A 22,473-nucleotide genomic window follows, 5' to 3' on the forward strand; every position below is an offset into this window, starting at 1 on the left:
GAGACGCCGGAGATCGCGATTGTGCGACGCCGCGCAAATGGGCGCTTATCGCCGATAAGTCAACTGGAGCGGCAAGGGGCGGGGCGCGAGCCGCGCCTGCACACGGCGTCGACAACCGATGCAATAGGATGGCTGGGGCCAATGCATTCGCATTGCAGACTCTACAAATTCAGCGACTTGACCCCGAAATTTGTCGATCTTCCATCGTAGATGTCGATTGGACCCATAATCGGTCCATGGAAAAACGCACATACCGAATTCGGTCCCGTGACGTGTGGGACAAGGTCCGCACCCAGTATCTGGCCGGCGTCAGCGCCCGCACCCTGTGCGAGACCTATGACATCAGCGAACCGGCGCTGAGGGCGCGGGCCACGCGCCAGGGCTGGTCACGGCACATGCACGCCGCCCCGCCCCAAACCGCCACAGCCACAGCGCTCGGTTCGACGCCCCTGCCCGCGCTGCCATTCCCGCCGCCGCCCCTGTTTGATCCCGGCTTTGTCGTCGATAGCGGCGATCCGGCCGTCCTGGGCCAGGCCGCCGCCCATGCCTCGGGGCGGGCCATGATGGCCCAGGCCTGGGGCGAGGCGCGCGCCCTGGCGTCCCTGGCCGAGACCTATCGCAGGATGGCCGACCGCGACCGGCCCGCCGGCGCCGCCCGGATGACGGTGGCGAACGCCCCCCTGCAACTGGTCTTCGACATCCTGACCAACCAAGCGGAGGCCGCGCGTCGCTTCGCCATGAACACCAGCGACAGAAGCGACTGGGACCTGAGAGAACGGTATTGGGAGGTCAGGGAACGGCTGGACCGCGCCGACGTCGAATGGAGCCACGCTCAACTGGCCCGCCGCGTCCAGCTGGACTGCCGCATCGCCGCCCTGGAAGACCAACTGCGCGAAGCCGGCCTGGACCCCGTCATCGAGCCCGAAGAGGACCGCCGCATCTCCCAGGGCCTCGACCTCTACCTCGGCGCCGCGCGGGGGGTCATGTCGATAGAGGAATGGGGGGAGACGCTGGATGAGTTGTGAAGTCGGATCCTTTCTGCTTGCGGCAGAAACAAGAAAGCTATGACGAGACATAGGGTTAGACGCGGTAAAGGATGGCATGCTTGGGCATAGACAAATCTTCCCACACCTCTAGGTTGATGCTCATGAATGAAACAGGCGACGAAGCTCTTGGGGTTAAAGGCTTAGCCGTAGAGGACGAGCGTCCACCGCGACCCGGCGACGTGACTAAGGAAGACTTGGCTGCGGTTCCATTTGAAGATGTGATCTCTGACCTAGGCATGGTCGAATGCCACCATCTAGCGACTCGGTTTCGCGCGCGGCTGTCCTACGCCACTGATTCAAAGAGCGAGCAGGAGCGGCGCGTGTATTTCGCGCTGTCCAGCATCTGCGATTTGCATTTCAAACCGGAGGAGCGTGGCGGGGCATATGGGCCAATGATGGTTCTCTCGGATGGAAGTCGAACCGCCATCCCAGAGGATTATGCTGGCGCACAAAGCGAAGCATTTTTGGAGATTCTTCCAAGAGTGACAAACTTGGCGCTTCGGATTCGCCTTGCCGACATCGTTTGGTTGAACACTCGAAAGCTCGCTGCAGCCGAATTGGCCATCAGTGGGTACATCGAGATGATGGATTTGCTTGTCCAGAATGAAGCAAAGCCAAGGTTTGATCTGCTGCATTCTAGGATGTTTGAAGCGAATCAGAATCTGGCTCGCGGACTTCAAATCGCGTCGGCGACGAAGAAGCGAAGGGACCCTCTGTCCCCCGCTATCGCAGCGGCTGCACTTCGATTGGTTGATGCTACTGAAGATCAGATCGGTGTGGAAAAGGCGAGCGGGTCATTCCTTCGCGCTGTGAAGCTTGCCTTCAACTATGGCGTGCTGGAGCCAGAAGACGTCGTCGCGCGGCTTGAGGCGGCTCTCAAGGTCCGTCAAGCCGACGCAAGTTCCGATGAGATGCGGAACCTGTATTTCATGATCGCAGAGGCACACGACGAAGCCGAGCGTAAGGTCGAGGCCAACGAAGCGCGCCGACTTGCTGCCGAGGAGAGCGTTCGAGAAGCCGAAACGGCTACGGGGTCGGGGATGCTGGCCGCGCACGTTTTAATGAATGCGATCGCGGAGTTCAGACGCATTCGCGGATCAAGGGAACGCATAACGGAACTCGAAAAGCGTCTTAGGGAGCTACAGCCTAAAGCGCTGGAAGAGATGGTTCCCGTCTCCCACAAGACCGACATAACCGAGTTGGTGGACTATACGCTTCACCAAGTTGAGGGACTGACTCTCTCCCAAGTTCTCGGTCAATTTGGGGATCTAAGTCGATCAAGGACTGTGGAAGAACTCCGGTCGGAAGCTCTCCAGCATTTGAGAGACTTTCCTCTTTCCTCCATGTTTGGAGGCTCAAGATTGGATGCCGAAGGACGTGTCGTTTCGTACACCCCCACGCCTGAACTGCACGGTGAACCCGGCGATGAATGGATCAAGAGCAAGATTGCCGGAAACGAGAGCCTGCACCGAAGTTTGGTGGTTCAAGGAAAAATCGAGCCTGCCCGGCGGTACATTTGCTCCCACCATCCACTATCCCAACGTCATTTTGAGCCCATAGTCAGGCGGAGTTGGCTTGTGCCGCCCGGACATCGGGCCATTATTACGTTGGGTTTCGCGCGCTTTATGCAGGGCGACTTCATGAGCGCGACCTATTTGTTGATTCCACAGCTCGAAAACTGCTTTCGGCATGTTCTTAAAGTAACGGGAAATGATCCGTCCAAGATTGATAGTGATTTGGTGCAAAAGGACCCAACGCTGTCTGTGATCATCGAAAAATATAGAGACAACGTGATCAATATTTTTGGAGAGGATGTGATAAATGAGGTTGATCACATATCTCTCTTCGAGGGCGGGCCCGCGTTAAGGCACGATGTGGCTCATGGAAAGGTCGGTTCGGCGGCAGCTTACTCAGTAGATGCCGTGTACGCGTGTTGGTTCATATATCGACTGATATGCATGACGGTGTTCAGCCAGTGGGATGAGCTGTCAGCAGAGATTGAACAAGCGGTGGGCTAGTTTCCCTACGCCTTCTAGCGAACTTTCGATCTTGTGGCGGCGCTTCTTATGCTGCCCTAAAGCCGCCCCTTCCTAAACGCCTCCGCCTTCTCCGCCGCCGCATCCGCCCGCCACCGCTTCGGCGCTGACTTATCCACCTCTTCTCCCGCGCCGGTCAGGGCTTCGTTGGCGAACTCCAGGTCCATCAGCTTCATGCGCTTGATCTCGTCGCGCAGGCGGCCGGCTTCCTCGAACTCCAGGTTGGAGGCGGCTTCGCGCATGCGGCCTTCCAGGTCGCGCAGGGCGGCCTGGAAGTTGGAGCCGACGAAGGGTTTGGAGGCTTCGGCGACGCCGGGGCGGGTCAGGCGGTCGATTTCGCGGGACTCATAGGGGCTGTCCATCAGCTCCTTGATGTCGCGCTTGACGCTTTCGGGCGTGATGCCGTGTTCGGTGTTGTAGGCCATCTGGCGTTCGCGGCGGCGGTCGGTCTCGGCGATGGCGCGCTCCATACTGCCGGTCATGCGGTCGGCGTACAGGATGACGCGGCCGTCGATGTTGCGGGCGGCGCGGCCGATGGTCTGGATCAATGAGGTCTCGGAGCGCAGGAAGCCCTCCTTGTCCGCGTCCAGGATGGCGACCAGGCCGCACTCGGGGATGTCCAGCCCCTCGCGCAGCAGGTTGATGCCGATCAGACAGTCGAACGTGCCCAGCCGCAGGTCGCGCAGGATCTCGATCCGCTCCAGCGTGTCGACGTCGGAGTGCATGTAGCGGACGCGGATGCCTTGTTCATGCATATATTCGGTCAGGTCCTCGGCCATCTTCTTGGTCAGGGTGGTGACCAGGCTGCGGTAGCCCTTGGCGGTCGTCGCCTTGACCTCGTCGATGACGTCGTCGACCTGGTTGCGGGTCTTGCCCGAGACGGGGCGGATTTCGACCGGCGGGTCGATCAGGCCGGTGGGGCGGATGACCTGTTCGACGAAGACGCCGCCCGCCTGGTCCATCTCCCACGGGCCGGGGGTGGCGCTGACGTGCACCGTCTGGGGGCGCATGGCCTCCCATTCCTCGAACTTCAGCGGGCGGTTGTCGATGCAGGAGGGCAGGCGGAAGCCGTATTCCGCCAGCGTCGATTTGCGGCGGTAGTCGCCCCGGAACATGCCGTTGATCTGGCCGATGGTGACGTGGCTCTCGTCCACGAACAGCAGGGCGTTGTCGGGGATGTATTCGAAGAAGGTGGGCGGCGGCTCGCCCGGCGCGCGGCCGGTCAGCCAGCGGCTATAGTTCTCGATGCCGGCGCAGCTGCCGGTGGCCTCCATCATCTCCAGGTCGAAGCGGGTGCGTTGTTCCAGGCGTTGCGCCTCCAGCAGCTTGCCGTTCTCGACCATCCAGTCGAGCGTCTCCTTCAGCTCGGCCTTGATGCCGTTGGTGGCCTGGTTCAGCGTGGGGCGCGGCGTCACATAGTGGCTGGCGGCGTAGACGGTGATCTCGGTCAGGTCGGCGGTCTTCTTGCCGGTCAGGGGATCGAACTCCTGGATCGCCTCCAGCTCGTCCCCGAACAGGCTGATGCGCCAGGCGCGGTCCTCAAGGTGGACCGGGAAGATCTCGATCACGTCCCCGCGCTTCCTGAACATGCCGCGGTCGAAGTTCAGGTCGTTGCGCTTGTACTGCAGCGCGATCAGATCGGCCCGCAGCTTGCCCTCATCGATCTGGTCCCCGACCTTCAGCGTGAAGGTCATGGCCGTATAGGTCTCCACCGACCCGATGCCGTAGATGCAGCTGACCGACGCCACGACGATCACATCCTCCCGCTCCAGTATCGCCCGCGTCGCCGAGTGCCGCATCCGGTCGATCTGTTCGTTGATCGACGAGTCCTTCTCGATATAGGTGTCGGTACGGGGAACATAAGCTTCCGGTTGATAGTAGTCGTAGTAGCTCACGAAATATTCGACGGCGTTGTCCGGGAAGAAGCTCTTGAACTCGGAATAGAGCTGGGCCGCCAGAGTCTTGTTCGGGGCCAGGATCAGGGCCGGGCGCTGGGTTTCCTCGATCACCTTGGCCATGGTGAAGGTCTTGCCCGAGCCGGTGACGCCCAGCAGCACCTGGTCGCGGTCACCCGCCTCGGCCTGGGCCACCAGTTCGGCGATTGCGGCGGGCTGGTCGCCGGCGGGGGTGTATTTGGTCTCAAGCCGGAAGCGCCCGCCCTTCTTCTTGCCCTCGTGGGAGGGGCGGTGCGGCACCCAGTCGGCGGGCGCGGCGATGGGCTCTTCCGGCGTCAGGCGCGGACCGGTGATGGGGGCGAACATCGGCATGGCCTTGGCCGGCTTACCTGTGTCTCGCACGAACTGCGCCGACGCCTCCTGAACGCCGGGATTGGGCACGTGGACGGGCTTGGCCGGCTTGGCGGCGGCGGGCTTCGGCGTCGAAGAACGGTTCATGAACGAAAGTTAAGGCGTCGGGGACCGTTTCGCCATAGCTGCCGCCGTAAACGCTTCAGACTCCCAGCAATGGACCATCTAAGGCGTAATAATGTCTATAAAGCGTTGTAATGCGGAATGACATTGCGGTGGTGTCCGATATTCGACGTAAATCTTACAACTTTGTCCCAAGATTATGATGTTTTCTCCAATTGAAGGGTTGTCCTGTGCTTGTGACTGCCATAAGCGAGACGTAATCAGGACTTCTTCTGCAATAACTACGGTATGTTTCGTTGTTATATGAGCGGTGCTGAGTATTGGAAATTTTTGTCGTGAAGAGGCGTATGCGTACTCATAAGACTCAGCTCCTGGCATCCACCATGGCTGGCGGCATCGCCGCCGTTTCGGTGGTGATGCTCAACCCTGTCGCGGCTTTTGCTCAGACGACGGTTCCTTCTCAAGAACAAGACGCCGCCCAGGTTGAGGAAATCGTGGTGGTCGGTTCGCGTATCCGCCGCGACAACTACAACGCCCCGTCGCCCACCCAGGTAGTGACGCGCGAAGAAGCGACGCTGCAAGGCTTCGCCTCCACGACCGAGGCGCTGCAGAGCACGGCCGTCACCGGCGGCACGTCGCAGATCAACAACGCATACGGCGGTTATGTCACTGACGGTGGTCCGGGCGCCAACACCATCGGCCTGCGCGGCATGGGCCCGAGCCGCACCCTGGTGCTGCTGAACGGTCGTCGCGTCTCGCCGGCCGGCTCGCGCGGTTCGGTCGGTTCGGCCGACTTGAACGTGCTGCCGACAGCGATGATCGACCGGGTCGAAGTGCTGCGTGACGGCGCCTCGTCGGTCTATGGTTCGGACGCTGTCGCCGGCGTGGTGAACATCCAGACCCGCCAAGGCTTCGAGGGCTTGACCCTGGAAGGCCAGGTCAACGCTCCGACCGAGGCCAACGGCAACGGCGGCTCCACCCGCCTGTCGCTCGTGGCCGGCGCCAAGGGTGATCGTTGGCGCGCTGCCGGGTCTGTCGAGCGCTATGAGCGCGATGAACTGACCTTGGGCGACCGCGAGTTCACGCGCTGCCAAACGGATGGCTTCTTCAACGACCAAGACTATATCGATCCCCGTACGGGACAATCGAAGTGCTATCCGATCACCACGACCGGCTCGAACGGCGTGACGATCAACACGATCGGAACTTCGACGGCGACGGGCGTGGGCGCGCCTGGCTCGGTCGGTTCGACCTTCAACCGCTGGCGTCCGAACTCGGCCGTCACGACGGGCTTCGAAGGCGTCGGCGGCGGCGCCAACAACCTCAACGTCCGCGACACCTTCGATGAGCGGATGTTGAACGAGTCGCTGATCTCTCCGGTTGATATCACCACGCTCTACGGCGAAGGTGGTTATGACCTTCAGGCGCTAGGCAATGCTGAGCTGTACGGCGAAGTGTTGTACAATCAGCGCAAGTCGTCGCAGACCGGCTATCGTCAGCTGTCGCTCGATTATGCTCAAGGCAGCCCGCTGATCCCGGACAATCTGGCCTTCTCGAACTTCGCGCCGGATCAGGGCCTGAGCAAGGGCCAGAACGTCGGCGTCCGCGCCTTCATCGGCTTCGGCAACGACACGTCCGAACAGGAAGTGGACTTCACCAAGCTGACCGGCGGTCTGCGCGGCGACTTCATCGTGCCGGGCTGGCGCTATGACGCCTACGTCAGCCATTCGCGCTCAAAGTCGACCTACACCAGCGAGCAGTTCCTGACGGATCGCCTGATCGAGACGCTCGACGTTGTTGAAACGGCTCCGGGTCAGTTCCAATGCGCCGAACTGGCGTCCAACCCCGGCTGCGTCGCGGCGCCTTCGCTGAGCACGCGCACGATCGCCGGCGAACTGCCGCAGGATTGGGTGGACTATGTCTTCCGTCCGGTCACGGGGACGACCGAGTTCGAGGAAACCATCGTGTCGGTGGGCATCGACGGGCCGCTGTTCCGGTTGCCTGCTGGTGAAGTCAACGCCTTCTTCGGTGCGGAATGGCGCGACTCCTCGATCGACGACACCCCCGGTCTCGATAGCCAGCTGGGCAACACCTATAACTATTCGACCTCGGCCATCACGCGTGGTTCGGACTCGGTTTGGGAAGCCTTTGGCGAAATCGAAGTGCCGGTCCTGCGCGACATGCCCTTCGCCCAGGAGCTGACCCTGAACGGCTCGTTCCGTTACACGGATTACGACTCCTACGGCGACGATACGACCTACAAGCTGGGCGCCGTGTATCGGCCGATCGACTGGCTGTCGCTGCGCGCCACCTACGGCACGTCGTTCCGCGCCCCGGCGCTGTTCGAACAGTTCGTCGGCGCCACCAGCGGCTTCCTGTCTTCCGGCGCAGACGCCTGTAATGAGTACGGCGCGGACGGCGTGAACCCCAACCGCGTCGCGAACTGCGCCGCCGAGGGTCTGGATCCGGAATACTACGCCACCACCAGCGTGCAGGTGATCAGCGAAGGCGGCGCCGATCTCGGCCTCGCCGCTGAGACCTCGACCAACCTGACCGTGGGCGCGGTATTCCAGCCGACTCTTCCGTCGGGCTGGGGCAACCTGGACTTCGCGGTCGACTATTACGAGATCGAGGTCGAGAACGGCGTTTCCCAGTACGGCGCCTCTCAGATCCTGGACCGCTGCTACGATTCCAATCCCGGCGACTTCTCCGCTGACACGGGCTTCTGCGCCCTGGTCTCGCGCGATCCGTCGAACAACGCGCTGACCGTGATCGACAGCTACGTGAACCTGGCCACGGACATCGTGAAGGGCCTGGATTATACGCTGCGCTACACCAACGACGTCGGGCCGGGCTCGGTGCTCTTCAACGTGGGCATCACCCAGTACACGGAAGTGTCGAACAAGCTGTTTGATGAAGACCCGCTGGAAGACTACGTCGGCATGATCGACAATCCGGAGTTCACCGGCACGGCGGACATCAGCTACGCCTGGTCGGACTGGCGCGTGCGCTACGGTGTCGAATGGGTCGATGGCATGAGCAGCTACGACTACTACGGCGAAGATCCCGCCACGTCAGATTACGACCTGGCGACGGACGACTACTTCCTGCACAATGCTTCGGTGCAGTACTCGCATGATGGTTGGACGGCGACCGCCGGTGTTCGCAACCTGTTCAACGAGGATCCGCCGGTGATCTCGGCTGGCGTGTATAACCGGGTCGGCAACGCCCCGCTGTACTCGGGTTACGACTACCTCGGCCGCGTGGCCTTCGTGAACCTGACCAAGTCCTTCTAAGGACGATCGTCAGCAAGACTGGAAGAGGCGGCGGACTTCGGTCCGCCGCCTTTTTCTTTGCCCGCCTGACTGCTGCGTGCATCCCGCTTGACTCCCTCGCACAGTATGTCCCATACACTGTGCGTCACACACTATGTGACGCACGGAGATGGCGCGTGGGCCAGAACGAGGAAGAGCTGCTGTTCGAGAGTTTGCGGCTGGAGCTGCGGCGGGGGTCGTTGATCCTGGCGGTTCTGGCCAGCCTCAGGCGCGAGCAATACGGCTATTCGCTGCGGGTCGCCCTGGGCGAGGTCGGGGTCGAGATGGAGGAGAGCACCCTCTATCCGCTGCTGCGTCGGCTGGAGAGCCAGGGGCTGCTGGACAGCGAATGGCGCGAGGAGGAGCGGCGCAAGAAGCGGTTCTACCGCCTGTCGCCGCGCGGGGAGGCGATGCTGGCGCGGCTCGCGACCGAATGGCGCGGCCTGTCGGCCTCGCTGGAGAAGATGCTGTGAACATCGGGAAAGAGGGAGAGACCGGCATGGACCTGGTCGAACGCTATCTGAAAGCCGTCGCGGCGCAGTTGCCGAAGGAGACGCGCGAAGACATCGTCGCCGAGTTACGCGACGACATCATGGGCCGGATCGAGGACCTGGAGGCGCGGCTGGGCCGGGCGCCGAGCGACGACGAGGTCGAGGCGCTGCTGCGCGAGGTCGGGCACCCGCTGACGGTGGCGGCGCGCTATCGCTCGGGGCCGCAGGCGCTGATCGGGCCCGAGCTCTATCCCTGGTGGATGTTCGGGGTGAAGGTCGGGCTGACGGTCATGGCGTGCGTGACCCTGATCGGACTGGCGGTGCGGGTTCTGGTCGGCGATGTCTATCTGGGGCAGGCCATCGGACAGGCGTTTTCCAGCCTGTTCAGCGGGGCGGTGTCGATCATCGGCCTGTTGACCGTCGCCGGCTTCGTGCTGGAGCGGCAGGAGAAGAAGCCGGACTTCATCGCCAGATGGCGGGTCAAGGATCTGGGCCTGTTCGAAATGGGCGGCGATTTCGACGCCGAACAGTGGACCCAGAAGCTGGCGCGCGGCGACTGGTCCTCGCCCAAGGCCAAGTCGGGCGGCGAGGTGCGCAAGAGCGCCGAGATGTCGCCGGTCGCGCGGGCGGTGGCCAGCGCCATCGGCTGGGCGGTGGTTCTGCTGTGGTGGACAGGCCTGCTGCAGGTCGCGCCGATCCGGCCCGAGGACCTGGCCGGCGTGGTCGACGGCGTCGATTACGGTCGCATCCTGGGCGACATGGTGCAGGCCGCCTATTGGCCGGTGACGCTGTTCGCCGTGTGCCGGGTCGGGTTCGACCTGATGCGGGCCGCGTCTGGAGGCGACGTGCGCCTGACCGCCCTGGGCGACCTGGCGTTCGGCGTGGCGGCGGCGTGGGGTATAATGTGGATCTGGCTGTGGTCGGCGCTGTCGCCGATCATCTGGGTCGGCACGATCACGGAATTCGTCGATCGGGTGCGGGCGCTGTTCGACCGCTCAAGCGACGTCGACGGGCTGGCGACCATATTGATGATCGTGGTGGTCTGGGCCTTCGCCGCCGAGATCGTGCGGATCGTGCGGGCGGCGGGGCGGCTGGCCGGCGGTCGCTGAGGGGACGGGTTCGGCCCCTTCCGCGACGGCAGGGGCTGAACCTTCGGACGTTTGCGCCGTTGGGGGCAAGCGGCGCCATTCCGGCCCGCATCGGGGCTGGATTATCGCGTGACACTACAACAGGGTTTGGCGTTCGGCCTGGTCGGGCTGACGGTGGCGGCCTTCATCTGGGGCCGGTTCCGCTATGACTTGGTGGCGGTGGGCGCCCTGGTCGCCGGCCTGGCGGTCGGGGTGATCCCGGCCGAGGACGCCTTCGAGGGTTTCGCCAATGACGTGACGGTGATCATCGCCTGCGCCCTGGTGGTGTCGGCGGCCTTCGCCCGGTCGGGCATTGTCGAAATGGCGCTGAAGCGGGTCCTGCCGCATCTGAAGACCGAGCGCAGCCAGGTGCCGGTGCTGACGGCGGCGGTCACCCTGCTGTCGATGGTGACCAAGAACGTCGGCGCCCTGGCCATCATGATGCCGGTGGCGCTGCAGGTCGCGCGGCGGACCGGCACGCCCCAGTCTCGCCTGCTGATGCCGATGGCCTTCGGCGCCATGGCGGGCGGCATGGTGACCCTGGTGGGCACCTCGCCCAACATCCTGGTCGCCGAGGTGCGCCAGGACATCGTGGGACAGCCGTTCCAGATGTTCGACTATGCGCCGGTCGGTCTGGCGCTGACGGCGGCGGCGCTGGCGTTTCTGGCCTTCGGCTATCGGCTGCTGCCCAGGGACCGGACCGGGACGCTGGGCCTGTCGGCGGCGCTGTCGGCCAACGCCTATCTGACCGAGGCGCGCGTGCCGGACGACTGGACGCTGGAGCCGACCACCATCACCGCCCTGTCGGCCCTGGCGCCGGACGAGATCCGGGTCATGGCCCTGATCCGCGAGGGCAAGCGTCGCGCCCGTCCCCGGGGCAATACGATCGTGCGCGCCGGCGACACCCTGTTGTTGAAGGGCGACCAGGAGGCGCTGGAAGGCTTCATCGATGCGACGAAGCTGAGCCTGGTGCGGGGCGACAGGCCGGTGTTGCTGGAACAGGCCAAGGACGAGGTGCATCTGGTCGAGGCGGTGGTGGGCGCCGACTCGCCACTGACCGGCCAGTCGGTGCGGCAACTGGACCTGTACGGCCAGCACGGGCTGAACCTGCTGGGCGTGTCGCGCAGCGGCTATGAGCTGACCCAGCATCTGCGGACGGCCAAGCTGCAGGCGGGCGACGTGCTGCTGCTGCAGGGGTCCGAGGCGGCCATGCCCAAGGTGCTGACCGAACTGCAACTGCTGCCCCTGGCCGAGCGCGAGGTGCGGCTGGGCGGACGACGACGGAAATATCTGCCCGCCTTGGTGCTGGCGGCGGCGATGCTGATGGTGGGGTTCGGGGTCATACCCGTGGCCATCGCCTTCTTCGGCGCGGCGGTGGTGATCGTGGCGCTGGGCGGGCTGAAGATGCGCGACGCCTACGCCGCGCTGGATGGGCCATTGCTGGTGCTGATCGCGGCGCTGATCCCGGTGTCCGACGCCATTCAGCAGACGGGCGGCGCGGACCTGATCGCGGGCGGTCTGAGAGGCCTGTTCGAAGGCATTCCGCCGGTCGTGGCCGTGGCGGGGATGATGGCCGTGTCGATGGCGGTGACACCCTTCCTGAACAACGCCGCGACGGTTCTGGTGGTCGCGCCCATCGCCGGCGTGCTGGCGCAACAGCTGGGCTACAGGCCTGATCCGTTCCTGATGGCGGTGGCCGTGGGCGCCGCGTGCGACTTCCTGACCCCCATCGGCCACCAGTGCAACACCATGGTCATGGGGCCGGGCGGCTACAAATTCTCGGACTATCCCAAGCTGGGCGCGCCGCTCAGCCTGCTGGTGCTGTTGATCGGGCCGCCGACGATCCTGCTGTTCTGGCCCATGTGACGATCGCCTCTTGACGGCGTGTAACCTATAGGTGATATGTCACCTCAAGGTTACTTCAGGAGGATGTCATGAACAATGACGAAAGCGGTTACGCCGGGGCTGTGGTTCGGCGGATGAAGACGAAACGCGGCAGATGCTGGTGGAGCGGGATCGTCATGGCGGTCGTCGGCGCCGTCGCGCTGGTCGGCGGAACGGGCTTCGCGATCCTTTTCGGGACGGAGGGCGATCAGGCGACGGCGGCCGGCGTGGTCGCAGGGATGGGCTTTGCTGTGGTCCTCATCGGGTCGATCTTGGCCTGGTTTGGGCGGCCAGGCCAACCGATCGATATGGCAACGAGCGGCGAGGGCGCCCAGCGCGACAAGCTTCAACGCGCGCGGACCCAACAACTGGTGATCTTCCCCGCCTTGCTGCTGCTGTTCATGGCCCAGGCCCACAGCGCCATGCAGCGTGTCTTGGGCGGGGACCATAACCTCGGCGCCTATGTGCAGATCCTGCTGCCGGTCCTGTACGGCTGGCTGATCCCCGTTCTGGTCATGGGGTGGGACTGGCATGCGCAGAAGAACCGCCGCCTGCTGGATGACGAACTGACCCAGGTGATGCGGGCGCAGTCGATGATCCTGGCCTTCGTCGTGTTGATGAGCGGCGTGACCGTGGCCCTGGGTCTGGGGCTGTGGCGCGCGGACTATGGCGTGATGGCCTTGCCCTATGTGCTGGCGCTGGGCGGCGCGTCGGCGGGCCTGCGGTTCGCCTGGCTGGACCGCGAGGCCGGCCGCGATGGGTGATCCGCGACTGGGGTCACGGCTCAAGGAACTGCGCACCGCCGCGGGCCTGACGCAGCAGGGGCTGGCCGACAAGGCCGGCGTCTCGCGCAAGACCATCAATACGGTCGAGAACGGCGTCTTCGTGCCCTCCACCCTGCTGGCGCTGGAGTTGGCGCGGGCGCTGGAGACGACGGTGGAGGCGTTGTTCTTCCTGAAGGACTGATGCGGTCCATGTCCGAAAACCGCGAGACAGGGCGGCGCTGACCGGTCATCCTGCGAAGCATGGAACAGACGCTGGATCCGGAAGCCTGCTGGCGCGCCCTCGTGGCTCGAGACGCCCGGTTCGACGGGCGTTTCTTCACCGGCGTGACTTCGACCGGGATATACTGTCGGCCGGTTTGTCCGGCGCGCACGCCGCGACGCGAGAACGTGGTGTTTCACTCGACGGCCGCAGCGGCGGAGGAGACGGGGCTTCGCGCCTGCTTGCGGTGTCGGCCCGAGACGGCGCCCGAGATGGGGGCCTGGCGGGGCACGTCGAACACGGTCAGCCGCGCCCTGGCCTTGATCGAGGCGGGGGCGCTGGACGCAGGCGACGCCGAGGCGCTGGCGACCCGGCTGGGGGTGGGCGAGCGGCATCTGCGCCGCCTGTTTCTGCAGCATCTCGGCGCGGCGCCGGTCAGCGTGGCCCAGACGCGGCGGGTGCTGCTGGCCAAACAGCTGATCCACGACAGCGACCTGTCGATGGCCGAGGTGGCGCTGGCCGCAGGCTTCGGCAGCGTGCGCCGGTTCAACGAGACCTTTCAGGCGCTTTACGGACGCCCGCCGTCGGACCTGCGCCGACGCAAGGTGGCCGGCGACCGGGCCGAGAGCGTGCGCATCAGCCTGACCTATCGACCGCCCTATGACTGGCAGGCGACGATGGCGGCCCTGGCGACGCGCCGCGCAGTGGACGAGGCGGTGGCGGACGGCGTCTGGACGCGGACCCTGCGCGTCGAAATCGACGGGACTGAAGGCGTGGTGTCGGTGCGACGCCAGGCTGAAGGCAAGGCCTCGGTCGATGCGCGAGTGGATGAGTTGAGGGCCTTGCCCGGCGTGCTGGCGCGGGTGCGGCGCGTGTTCGATCTCGCAGCCGATCCCGAGGCGATCGCGCACGACCTGTCGGCCGATCCGGCGCTGAAGGCGGCGCTGGATGCGCGGCCGGGACTGCGGCCGCCGGGCGACTGGATCGACGCGGGCGAAGACGCGCCCAGCGACCGGCTGCTGACGACGGATGCAGTCCTGCTGGCGCGCGCCGAACGATGGCGGCCGTGGCGAGCCTATGGGGCGCTATACTGGAACATGATCGAGGAGGTCGCCGATGCGCGTTAACGCTGGAATGAAACAGGCCGAACTCGTCCTGACGCTGGACCGGATCGCCTCGCCGGTGGGCGAGGTTCTGGTGGCGACCGATGCGGACGGCGCGGTGCGGGCGCTGGACTTCCACGACTTCGAAGACCGGATGTTGCGCCTGCTGCGTCGGCACTATGGCGAGGTGACCCTGGTGGAGGGGCGGGCGCCCGAGCCGGTGCGTGACGCGGTCGAGGCCTGGTTCGGCGGCGACCTGACCGCCTTCGACCGGATCGAGGTCCGCACCGGGGGCACGGATTTTCAACGGACGGTGTGGAAGGCGCTGCGCGATATTCCCGCCGGCGAGACGCGGTCATACAGCCAACTTGCGGCGGCGATCGGGGCGCCCAAGGCGGTTCGGGCGGTTGGTCTGGCCAACGGCGCCAATCCCGTGGGCGTCATCGTGCCCTGCCACCGCGTGATCGGGGCGAACGGGACCCTGACGGGCTATGCCGGCGGGCTGGAGCGCAAACGATGGCTGCTGGCGCACGAGGCCGCCGGCCGGCTGCTCTAGCGCATCGTGAACCGATCGGGCGCGAGGGCGGCGTGGGTGAAGCGGGCCTGGCGGACGGCGCCCTTGAAATAATCGACGCGGTTCATGCGGCACCCGACCGAGGCGCGGCCGGGCCCCTGCGGCTTGAAGGCGAGGGCATGTTCGCCCTGCAGCACGCCATCGACATAGGCGCGATAGGTCGCGCCGTCGAAGGTCTGGGCGACGTGGAACCACTGGCCGCACGGGTGGAGCCGTTCCGGGAAGATCAGGGTGTGGTTGTAACCGTCGCCGCGCGTAAAGGCGTCCAGATACCAGCGGTCCTGAACCACGCGGATCTCGAACAGGAACCGGGTCTGGGACGGCGGCTGACCGGCGGGCGCCTGCTCGGCGAGGTGGAACCAGCGCTGGGCGAAGACGCCGCCGTCGGGGCGGAAAATCACCTCGAAGGTGAAGGTTTCGGCGCCGGCGAGGGGATGTTGTTCGATGAACAGGGCGTCGTCAACGCCGTCGAACTGCACAGCCCTGCCATACGGGCTGTCGATCAGGGTCGGGCCGCCCTCTGCGGTGGTCTGGACGCCGCCGATGTCGGTCAGGCGGTCGAACGTCCAGACGGTCTGGCGCGGCGACGACGCGGCGACCGTGGCGCAACCGGGCAGCAGGGTCCCGGCGACACCCGCAGCCCCCAGGGCCAGAAGCTTGCGACGGTCGGGATGGAGGGCGTTGGACATCGACGGGCTCTCAGCAGGATCGGCCTGCGACACTAGGCGATCGACCGAGGGACGCAACGGCCCGGGCGTCGGTTCGTTACGTCCATCCATAGACTGGAGTATCGACGATGAAACTTTCCAACGGCGCCCTGGTGGCGGTGATCGACGGCGAAAAACTGGCCCTGTTCAAGAACACCAACGCCCAGGAGATCAAGCTGACGGCCCTTGAGAATCCACCCATCGCGGATCGGGTGTCGGGATCGGCCGGCCGTCGTTCGAATGAAGCCAACCCCGATAACGACACCCAGGCCGAAGACGGTTTCGCCATGGGTGTCGCCGAGGTGCTGAACAAATGGTCAATCACGAACAAGATCGACGAATTGCTGGTCATCGCGGCCCCCAAGACCCTGGGTGAGTTGCGCAAGCACTGGCACAAGGACCTTCAGGGCAAGCTGGCGGGCGAGATCGCCAAGGACCTGACGGGGCATTCCACCGACCAGATCGCGGCGGCGATTGAGAAGGCGTGAGTTTCAGCTCAGCAAGTTCGGGGGCGGCGAGCGGAAACGGTCGCCGCCCTTTTGCTTTTCAGGCGCCTTCCAGGAACAGGCGGCAGGCGGGGTTGGCGGTTTCGTCAACGTAGGGGTAGCCCAGGTCGGCGAGGGCGGCGGTCAGCTGGGCCTGTTCATCCGGCGGCACGCTGATGCCCGCCAGCACCCGGCCCACGTCGTCGCCGTGGTTGCGATAGTGGAACAGGGTCAGGGCCCAGGCGGGCTGGAGGCTGTTGAGGAAGCGCAGGAAGGCGCCCGGCCGTTCGGGGAACTGGAAGCGCAGGATGCGTTCGTGCGGCAGGCCCACGGTGCGGCCGCCGACCATGTAGCGGACGTGCAGCTTGGCCGTCTCATTGTCGCTCATATCCTCGACGGCATAGCCGCCGGAGCGGAGTGCTGCGATCAGATCGTCGCGCTCATGCGGGCCGTTTCTCAGCGCGACCCCGACGAAGATCTGGGCGTCGCCGTCGCCGGACCAGCGATAGTTGAACTCGGTCACCGAACGACCGTCCAGGGTGTCCAGGAAGCGGCGATAGTCGTCGCGGTCGTCCTTCATGGCCACGGCCAGCAAGGCCTCGGCGCCTTCGCCGATCTCGGCCCGTTCGGCGACGTGTCGCAGCCGGTCGAAGTTCAGGTTGGCGCCCGAGTTGATGGCGATCAGGCTGCCGTTTCCGGGATGGGCGGCGGCCCACGCCTTCAGTCCCGCCAAGGCTACCGCGCCCGATGGCTCGGCGATGGCGCGGCTGTCGTCGAAGATGTCCTTGATGGCGGCGCAGATGGCGTCGGTGTCCACCAGCACGATCTCGTCCAGCAGGTCTTTGCACAGGCGGAAGGTCTCGGTCCCCACACGGCGCACGGCGACGCCGTCGGCGAACAGGCCGACCTCGTTCAGGGTCACGACCTCGCCCGCGTCGATGGACGCCTTCATCGTGGGGGCGTCGATAGGCTCGACGCCGATGACCTGGGTGTCTGGCCGCAGGAATTTGACGATGGCGGCGACGCCGGCGGCCAGTCCGCCTCCGCCGATGGGCACGAAGATGGCTTCGATCGGGTCGGCGTGCTGGCGGGCGATCTCCAGCCCCACCGTGCCCTGGCCGGCGATGACGTCGGGGTCGTCGAAGGGGTGGATGAAGGCCGCGCCGGTCTGGCTCTCCAGATGGCGGGCGTGGGCATAGGCTTCGTCGAAGCTTTCGCCGTGCAGCACGACTTCGCCGCCCAGGGCGCGGACGGCGGCGACCTTGATGCCGGGGGTGGTGGTCGGCATGACGATGGTGGCGGGGATGTTGCGGCGCGCGGCGGCCAGGGCGACGCCTTGCGCGTGATTGCCGGCCGAGGCGCAGATGACGCCCTTGGACAGTTCGTCCTCCGACAGGGCGGCGATCTTGTTGTAGGCGCCGCGGATCTTGAACGAAAACACCGGCTGCAGATCCTCGCGCTTCAGCAGGACGGGCCGGTCCAGCCGCGCCGACATGCGGCGTAGCGGGTCGAGAGGCGTTTCCTCCGCCACGTCATAGACGCGGGCGGTGAGGATGCGGCGGATGGTGTCCTGCATGGAAATGTCGTGAATAGGCTTGAAGCGGCAAAGAAGTGGGCTGTCGTCTAGGCGAAATCGGCCGTCATGGGAACGGTTTTTGCAAATCCGGGCCGTTGGTGCTTGCGGAGTAAGGCTTCGCATTTCCTCTTGCGCCGCGTCCGCATCGGCCTACATTGGATGTGCTTATGCTAACATTGAGCATAAGGGTATGGGAGAGGGTCATGGCGGACGGCGCCTTTGGTCTTACGAAGGAACTGGAGCGGGAGACCGCCGGGGTGTGGGCGAAGGTCAAGGACCACGTCACGCCGCTGGAGTGGCCCGAACAGGCGCGGCTGATCAGCGAGATCAACCGGCTGAAGCGCGAGCGCGACGCCGTGATCCTGGCCCACAACTATATGACGCCCGAAATCTTCCACGGGGTCGGCGACTATGTCGGCGACAGCCTAGGCCTGGCCAAGGAGGCCGCGCGGTCGGATGCGAAGGTGATCGTCCAGGCGGGCGTGCACTTCATGGCCGAGACGTCGAAGATCCTGAGCCCGGAAAAGACCGTGCTGATCCCCGATCTGCGGGCGGGATGCTCGCTGGCGTCGTCGATCACGGGCGCGGACGTGCGGCTGATCAAGCAGCGCTATCCGGGCCTGCCGGTGGTGACCTATGTGAACACCACGGCCGATGTGAAGGCCGAGACCGACATCTGCTGCACCAGCGCCAACGCCGTTCAGGTGGTGGAATGGGCGGCCAGGGAATGGGGTGTGGACCGGGTCATTCTGATCCCCGACGAATATCTGGCGCGCAATGTCGCGGCCCAGACGACGGTCGGCATCATCGCCTGGAAGGGCCGCTGCGAGGTGCATGAACGGTTCACGGTGGACGACATCGCCGAGATGCGCGCCGCCTATCCGGGAGCCGAGATTCTGGCCCATCCCGAATGCCCGGAAGACGTGCTGGCGGCGGCGGACTTCGCCGGTTCGACGGCGGCCATGACCGACTATGTCGAGGCGCGTCGGCCCAAACAGGTGGTCATGATCACCGAATGTTCGATGGCCGCGAACGTCGCCGGGGACGTGCCGGGCGTGCAGTTCATCGGCCCGTGCAACCTGTGCCCGCACATGAAGCGGATCACGCTGCAGAACATCCACGACTGCCTGCTGCACATGCAGTTCGAGGTGACGGTGCCGGCCGATATGATCGAACGCGGACGCCTGGCGGTGCAGCGGATGATCGACCTGCCGCCGCCGCTGGTTCCCGCGCGCTACGACCTAGTCAAGGCGCGCCATCACGTCGATGTGGAGCTGATCTGAGCGTGACGCGGCGATCGGTCCCGGCGACGGGACGGTCGTCCGCGCCCATCTGGACGCCATGAGCAACACTGACACCCCAAACCCCACGCCCGTCCCCGGTCCCTGGGACCCTCGGCCCGAGGACGCCGCCGTTTGTGAGGCGCAGGTCGAGCGCGCCGCCCTTGAGGCCCCGGTCGAGAAGGACCAGAGCTTGGTCTGGGCGCTGCTGTCCACGGCCCTGATGGGCGGCTTCCTGTGGTGGATCACGGGCAGCGCCATCGTGGCGGGCGCGGTGCTGATCGGCCTGTTCGTCCACGAGGCGGGGCACGCCCTGGCGATGAACAAGCTCGGCATGGGACCGGCGCGCATCTACATCATTCCCTTCCTGGGCGGACTGGCCAAGGCGCGGCGCGAACCTAAAAGCGAATGGGACGGCGTGCTGGTGTCGCTGGCCGGGCCGGCGTTCGGCCTGCTGGCCATGATCCCCTTCGTCGGGGTCTGGATGGCGCTGGGGCAGGGCGAATGGCTGATGGGCGCCTTCTTCATCGCCATGCTGAACCTGGTGAACCTGGTGCCTGCGCCGCCGCTGGATGGGTCCAAGGCCCTGGGGCCGGTGCTGACGCGGGTGCATCCGCGCCTGGAGCAGATCGTACTGCTGGTCATCGGCGTGGCGGTGGTCTGGTGGGGTCTGACGACCGGGCGGTTCATCCTGGCGGCCTTCCTGGCCCTGTCGGTGTTCAGCCATCTGAAGCGCGGCGTGTGGCGCGCGGCCTGGGGGACGCTGAGCTGGCCCGAGGCGGGCAAGAGCCTGGGGCTCTATCTGCTGACCCTAGCGGTGTGCGCGGCGGCGGCCGTCGGCGCCCTGATGCCGATGACCGGGGGCGACCCGGCCGGGGCGGTGCAACTGGGCCTGAACTATCTCGGAGTGCACGGATGAACCGGACGCGGCATGACGGACCTCTGATCGTCGGCGCAGGCCTGGCGGGGCTGTCGGCCGCGCTGGAGGCGGCCAAGGCTGGCGTCAGGGTTCTGGTGGTGACGCCGGAGCCGCTGTTGAACGCCTGTTCCTCGGCCTGGGCGCAGGGCGGGATGGCGGCGGCCCTGACGGCGCAGGATTCGGCTGAACGCCATGCGAAGGACACCGAGGCGGCGGGCGCAGGCCTGGTCGATCCGGGCGCGACGCGGGCTTTGACCGAGGCGGGGCGCGAGACGGTGGAGTGGCTGGCGGCCCTTGGCGCGCCGTTCGACCGGGATGCAGACGGCGGCTTCGTCGTCAGCCTGGAGGCGGCTCACTCCGTCCCCCGCGTGGCGCGGGTCGGCGGCGACGGCGCGGGGCGGGCCATCCTGTCGGCCGTGGTCGCGGCGGTGCGGGCCGAGAAACTGATCGAGGTGTGGGACGACGCGCGGCTGAAGGGCCTGCTGCAGGACGCCGACGGCCGTGTGGTCGGGGCGGTGGTCATGCGCGGCGGGCGTCTGGTCGAGATCACGGCGACGGCCGTGGTGCTGGCCACCGGCGGGGCGGGCGGGCTGTTCGCGGCGACCACGACCCCGGCGGCGCTGAAGGGCGAGGGGATGGCGCTGGCGGCGCGTGCCGGTGCGGAAATCCTCGATCCCGAGTTCGTGCAGTTTCACCCCACCGCCATCGACGTGGGTCTGGACCCCGCGCCTCTGGCGACCGAGGCGCTGCGAGGCGAGGGCGCGCGGCTGATCGACGGACAGGGGCGTTTCTTGCTGGGTGACGAAGCCGACGCCGATCTGAAGCCGCGCGATGTGGTGGCGCGGGCGGTCCATGCGGCGCGGGCCGAGGGGAGGGGCGCCTTTCTGGATGCGCGCACAGCCATCGGCGAGGCCTTCCCGCACGAGTTTCCCGCCGTCTTCGCCGCCTGCATGCGCAGCGGCCTGGACCCGCGCATCAGCCCCATTCCGGTGATGGCGGCCTGCCACTATCACATGGGCGGGATCGCCGCCGATGCGGATGGGCGCTCCACGGTTGCTGGCCTCTACGCGGTCGGAGAATGCGCGGCGACGGGGGTGCACGGCGCCAACCGGCTGGCGTCCAACTCCCTGCTCGAAGCGGCGGCCTTCGGGCGGCGCGCGGGTGTGGCGGCGGCCTTGGAAGCTGGCGGGGGACGTCCTCTTCCGCGAGAAATTGCGCCCGACCTGCCGGAGGCGGCGATGGCCGAGCTGCGCACCGCGATGACGGCTCATGCGGGCGTGGTGCGCGATGCGGCAGCGCTGTCGGGTCTGATCGCCCTGATCGACCGGCTGGAGGTCCAGCACGAACCGGCGGCCGTCCTGCTGGCGGCGCGGCTGATCGCCCAGGCGGCGCTGGATCGGCGCGAGAGCCGGGGCGGTCATTATCGTTCGGACTATCCTCGGACGGCGGCACCCGCCGACCATACGCGGGTGCGGATCACGCGCCCGGCGGCGCTGGAGGCGGCGGAATGAGATCGACCCATAAATCCTCCCCCGCAGCGCGGGGGAGGGTGACCGCGAAGCGGTGGAGGGGGCGACCCCACACGCCGGCCTGTATCGTCGGATCGAAATCTGTCGTGCTCGGACAAGGGGTGCGTGGTTTCGCCCCCTCCACCACGCTGCGCGCGGTCCCCCTCCCCCGTGAACGGGGGAGGATCTAATGCCCGTGACCCGTTCGCTTCCCGATGTCCTGATCGAACCCGTCGTGCGCATGGCTCTGGCCGAGGATCTGGGCCGGGCCGGCGACGTGACCGCCATGGCCTGCATTCCCGAGAATGCGCGGATGACGGCGGCCTTTGCGGCGAGGAAGCCGGGCGTGCTGGCCGGGATCGATTGCGTGCGGCTGGCGGTGCTGGCCATGGACCCGAGGGCCTCGGTCGATCTGCGACTGAGGGACGGCGACGCCTTCGACGCTGGCGCGGTTCTGGCGGTGGTCGAGGCCGACGCCCGCGCCTTCCTGTCGGCCGAGCGGACGGCGCTGAACCTGGTCGGGCGGCTGAGCGGCGTGGCGACCCTGACGCGGGCCTATGTCGATGCGGTCGCGGGAACGCGGGCGCGGATCGCGGATACGAGGAAAACCACGCCGGGCCTGCGCGCGCTGGAGAAGCACGCCGTGGCCTGTGGCGGGGGGACGAACCATCGCTTCGGCCTGGATGACGCCATCCTGATCAAGGACAACCACGTCGCCGTCTGCGGCGGCGTGGCCGAGGCCGTGCGGCGGGCCAAGGCCTTCGCCCCGCACTTGATGAAGGTCGAGGTCGAGGTGGATGGGCTGGATCAGCTGGACGCCGTGCTGGCCCTGATCGAAGAGGGCGCGGCGCCCGACGTGATCATGCTGGACAACTTCAGCCTGCCGGACCTGCGTGAAGCCGTGGCCCGCGTGGCCGGACGCATCACGCTGGAGGCGTCAGGCGGCGTCGATCTGACGACAGTGCGCGGCATCGCCCAGACGGGCGTGGACGTCATCTCGGTCGGCGCCCTGACTCATTCTGCGCCGGTTCTCGACATCGGGCTGGACGCACTCTAGCCGCCAACCTCCG

General features: G+C 66.0%; 18 protein-coding genes. 15 read left to right on the top strand and 3 right to left on the bottom strand.

Annotated elements, in window-relative coordinates:
- Window positions 1-236 precede the first annotated feature (236 nt).
- Together ACODSC_RS00895 and ACODSC_RS00900 are read left to right on the top strand one after the other, a co-directional pair.
- The gene (locus ACODSC_RS00895) at window positions 237-1,025 is read left to right on the top strand and encodes a hypothetical protein (protein ID WP_488810927.1); all 789 of its coding nucleotides are present in this window, start codon (window positions 237-239) and stop codon (window positions 1,023-1,025) included.
- 80 nt (window positions 1,026-1,105) lie between these two features.
- On the top strand, window positions 1,106-3,064 hold the full coding sequence (locus tag ACODSC_RS00900; protein ID WP_488810929.1) for a DUF7380 domain-containing protein: 1,959 nt from the start codon (window positions 1,106-1,108) through the stop codon (window positions 3,062-3,064).
- Window positions 3,065-3,120: 56 nt separating this feature from the next.
- Here the strand turns inward: ACODSC_RS00900 and uvrB are convergent, their stop codons facing one another.
- Window positions 3,121-5,475 (bottom strand): excinuclease ABC subunit UvrB, encoded by a 2,355-nt coding sequence (uvrB, locus tag ACODSC_RS00905; RefSeq protein ID WP_488810931.1) that lies wholly within the window; start codon window positions 5,473-5,475, stop codon window positions 3,121-3,123.
- Between the two features lie 323 nt (window positions 5,476-5,798).
- On the opposite strand from uvrB, the gene ACODSC_RS00910 reads away from it, so the two are divergent.
- The 8 genes from ACODSC_RS00910 (at window position 5,799) to ACODSC_RS00945 (ending at window position 14,910) form a co-directional block, all read left to right on the top strand.
- Complete coding sequence (locus ACODSC_RS00910) at window positions 5,799-8,747, top strand: TonB-dependent receptor plug domain-containing protein (protein ID WP_488810933.1); 2,949 nt, start codon at window positions 5,799-5,801, stop codon at window positions 8,745-8,747.
- 155 nt (window positions 8,748-8,902) lie between these two features.
- Window positions 8,903-9,238 carry a PadR family transcriptional regulator gene (locus tag ACODSC_RS00915; protein ID WP_488810935.1) on the top strand — a complete coding sequence of 112 codons (336 nt, stop codon included), beginning with the start codon at window positions 8,903-8,905 and terminating at the stop codon, window positions 9,236-9,238.
- Window positions 9,235-10,365 (top strand): HAAS signaling domain-containing protein, encoded by a 1,131-nt coding sequence (locus tag ACODSC_RS00920; RefSeq protein WP_488810937.1) that lies wholly within the window; start codon window positions 9,235-9,237, stop codon window positions 10,363-10,365. The genes ACODSC_RS00915 and ACODSC_RS00920 overlap by 4 nt, the downstream gene beginning before the upstream one ends.
- 108 nt (window positions 10,366-10,473) lie before the next feature.
- Window positions 10,474-12,249, top strand: coding sequence for an SLC13 family permease (locus ACODSC_RS00925; protein ID WP_488810939.1), 1,776 nt, complete (start codon window positions 10,474-10,476; stop codon window positions 12,247-12,249).
- Between the two features lie 68 nt (window positions 12,250-12,317).
- Complete coding sequence (locus ACODSC_RS00930; protein WP_488810941.1) at window positions 12,318-13,031, top strand: hypothetical protein; 714 nt, start codon at window positions 12,318-12,320, stop codon at window positions 13,029-13,031.
- Entirely contained in the window at window positions 13,024-13,233 is a 210-nt protein-coding gene (locus tag ACODSC_RS00935) for a helix-turn-helix transcriptional regulator (RefSeq protein ID WP_488810943.1), read from the top strand. Before ACODSC_RS00930 ends, ACODSC_RS00935 begins: the two co-directional genes overlap by 8 nt.
- 59 nt (window positions 13,234-13,292) lie before the next feature.
- On the top strand, window positions 13,293-14,378 hold the full coding sequence (locus ACODSC_RS00940) for a bifunctional transcriptional activator/DNA repair enzyme AdaA (RefSeq protein ID WP_488810945.1): 1,086 nt from the start codon (window positions 13,293-13,295) through the stop codon (window positions 14,376-14,378).
- Window positions 14,368-14,910: a methylated-DNA--[protein]-cysteine S-methyltransferase gene (locus ACODSC_RS00945; RefSeq protein ID WP_488810947.1), complete on the top strand. Its 543-nt coding sequence runs from the start codon at window positions 14,368-14,370 to the stop codon at window positions 14,908-14,910. Before ACODSC_RS00940 ends, ACODSC_RS00945 begins: the two co-directional genes overlap by 11 nt.
- Here ACODSC_RS00945 and ACODSC_RS00950 read toward each other — a convergent pair.
- Entirely contained in the window at window positions 14,907-15,617 is a 711-nt protein-coding gene (locus tag ACODSC_RS00950; protein ID WP_488810949.1) for a LamG-like jellyroll fold domain-containing protein, read from the bottom strand. The two genes, ACODSC_RS00945 and ACODSC_RS00950, sit on opposite strands and share 4 nt — an antisense overlap.
- A 107-nt stretch (window positions 15,618-15,724) precedes the next feature.
- On the opposite strand from ACODSC_RS00950, the gene ACODSC_RS00955 reads away from it, so the two are divergent.
- Window positions 15,725-16,123: a host attachment family protein gene (locus tag ACODSC_RS00955; protein ID WP_488810951.1), complete on the top strand. Its 399-nt coding sequence runs from the start codon at window positions 15,725-15,727 to the stop codon at window positions 16,121-16,123.
- Window positions 16,124-16,181: 58 nt separating this feature from the next.
- On the opposite strand, the gene ilvA is transcribed toward ACODSC_RS00955, so the two are convergent.
- Window positions 16,182-17,696: a threonine ammonia-lyase, biosynthetic gene (gene ilvA / locus ACODSC_RS00960; RefSeq protein ID WP_488810953.1), complete on the bottom strand. Its 1,515-nt coding sequence runs from the start codon at window positions 17,694-17,696 to the stop codon at window positions 16,182-16,184.
- Between the two features lie 167 nt (window positions 17,697-17,863).
- Between ilvA and nadA the strand changes: the two genes are divergently transcribed.
- The 4 genes from nadA (at window position 17,864) to nadC (ending at window position 22,460) form a co-directional block, all read left to right on the top strand.
- On the top strand, window positions 17,864-18,979 hold the full coding sequence (gene nadA, locus ACODSC_RS00965; protein WP_488810955.1) for a quinolinate synthase NadA: 1,116 nt from the start codon (window positions 17,864-17,866) through the stop codon (window positions 18,977-18,979).
- Between the two features lie 58 nt (window positions 18,980-19,037).
- Entirely contained in the window at window positions 19,038-19,895 is an 858-nt protein-coding gene (locus tag ACODSC_RS00970; RefSeq protein WP_488810957.1) for a metalloprotease, read from the top strand.
- Window positions 19,892-21,406, top strand: a complete 1,515-nt coding sequence (locus tag ACODSC_RS00975; protein WP_488810959.1) for an L-aspartate oxidase — start codon at window positions 19,892-19,894, stop codon at window positions 21,404-21,406. The genes ACODSC_RS00970 and ACODSC_RS00975 overlap by 4 nt, the downstream gene beginning before the upstream one ends.
- 187 nt (window positions 21,407-21,593) lie before the next feature.
- Window positions 21,594-22,460 carry a carboxylating nicotinate-nucleotide diphosphorylase gene (gene nadC / locus ACODSC_RS00980; protein WP_488810961.1) on the top strand — a complete coding sequence of 289 codons (867 nt, stop codon included), beginning with the start codon at window positions 21,594-21,596 and terminating at the stop codon, window positions 22,458-22,460.
- The last annotated feature ends 13 nt before the right edge of the window (window positions 22,461-22,473 follow it).

The organism is Brevundimonas sp. FG128, from assembly GCF_057809775.1.

Bases quoted from the DNA above. Each gene is read 5' to 3' on its own strand.
- ACODSC_RS00955 (WP_488810951.1), top strand. From the start codon at position 15,725: ATGAAACTTTCCAACGGCGCCCTGGTGGCGGTGATCGACGGCGAAAAA.
- ACODSC_RS00970 (WP_488810957.1), top strand. From the start codon at position 19,038: ATGAGCAACACTGACACCCCAAACCCCACGCCCGTCCCCGGTCCCTGG.
- ACODSC_RS00950 (WP_488810949.1), bottom strand. From the start codon at position 15,617: ATGTCCAACGCCCTCCATCCCGACCGTCGCAAGCTTCTGGCCCTGGGG.
- uvrB (WP_488810931.1), bottom strand. From the start codon at position 5,475: ATGAACCGTTCTTCGACGCCGAAGCCCGCCGCCGCCAAGCCGGCCAAG.
- nadA (WP_488810955.1), top strand. From the start codon at position 17,864: ATGCTAACATTGAGCATAAGGGTATGGGAGAGGGTCATGGCGGACGGC.
- ACODSC_RS00895 (WP_488810927.1), top strand. From the start codon at position 237: ATGGAAAAACGCACATACCGAATTCGGTCCCGTGACGTGTGGGACAAG.
- ACODSC_RS00930 (WP_488810941.1), top strand. From the start codon at position 12,318: ATGAACAATGACGAAAGCGGTTACGCCGGGGCTGTGGTTCGGCGGATG.
- ACODSC_RS00935 (WP_488810943.1), top strand. From the start codon at position 13,024: ATGGGTGATCCGCGACTGGGGTCACGGCTCAAGGAACTGCGCACCGCC.
- ACODSC_RS00910 (WP_488810933.1), top strand. From the start codon at position 5,799: ATGCGTACTCATAAGACTCAGCTCCTGGCATCCACCATGGCTGGCGGC.
- ACODSC_RS00975 (WP_488810959.1), top strand. From the start codon at position 19,892: ATGAACCGGACGCGGCATGACGGACCTCTGATCGTCGGCGCAGGCCTG.
- ACODSC_RS00940 (WP_488810945.1), top strand. From the start codon at position 13,293: ATGGAACAGACGCTGGATCCGGAAGCCTGCTGGCGCGCCCTCGTGGCT.
- nadC (WP_488810961.1), top strand. From the start codon at position 21,594: ATGCCCGTGACCCGTTCGCTTCCCGATGTCCTGATCGAACCCGTCGTG.
- ilvA (WP_488810953.1), bottom strand. From the start codon at position 17,696: ATGCAGGACACCATCCGCCGCATCCTCACCGCCCGCGTCTATGACGTG.
- ACODSC_RS00945 (WP_488810947.1), top strand. From the start codon at position 14,368: ATGCGCGTTAACGCTGGAATGAAACAGGCCGAACTCGTCCTGACGCTG.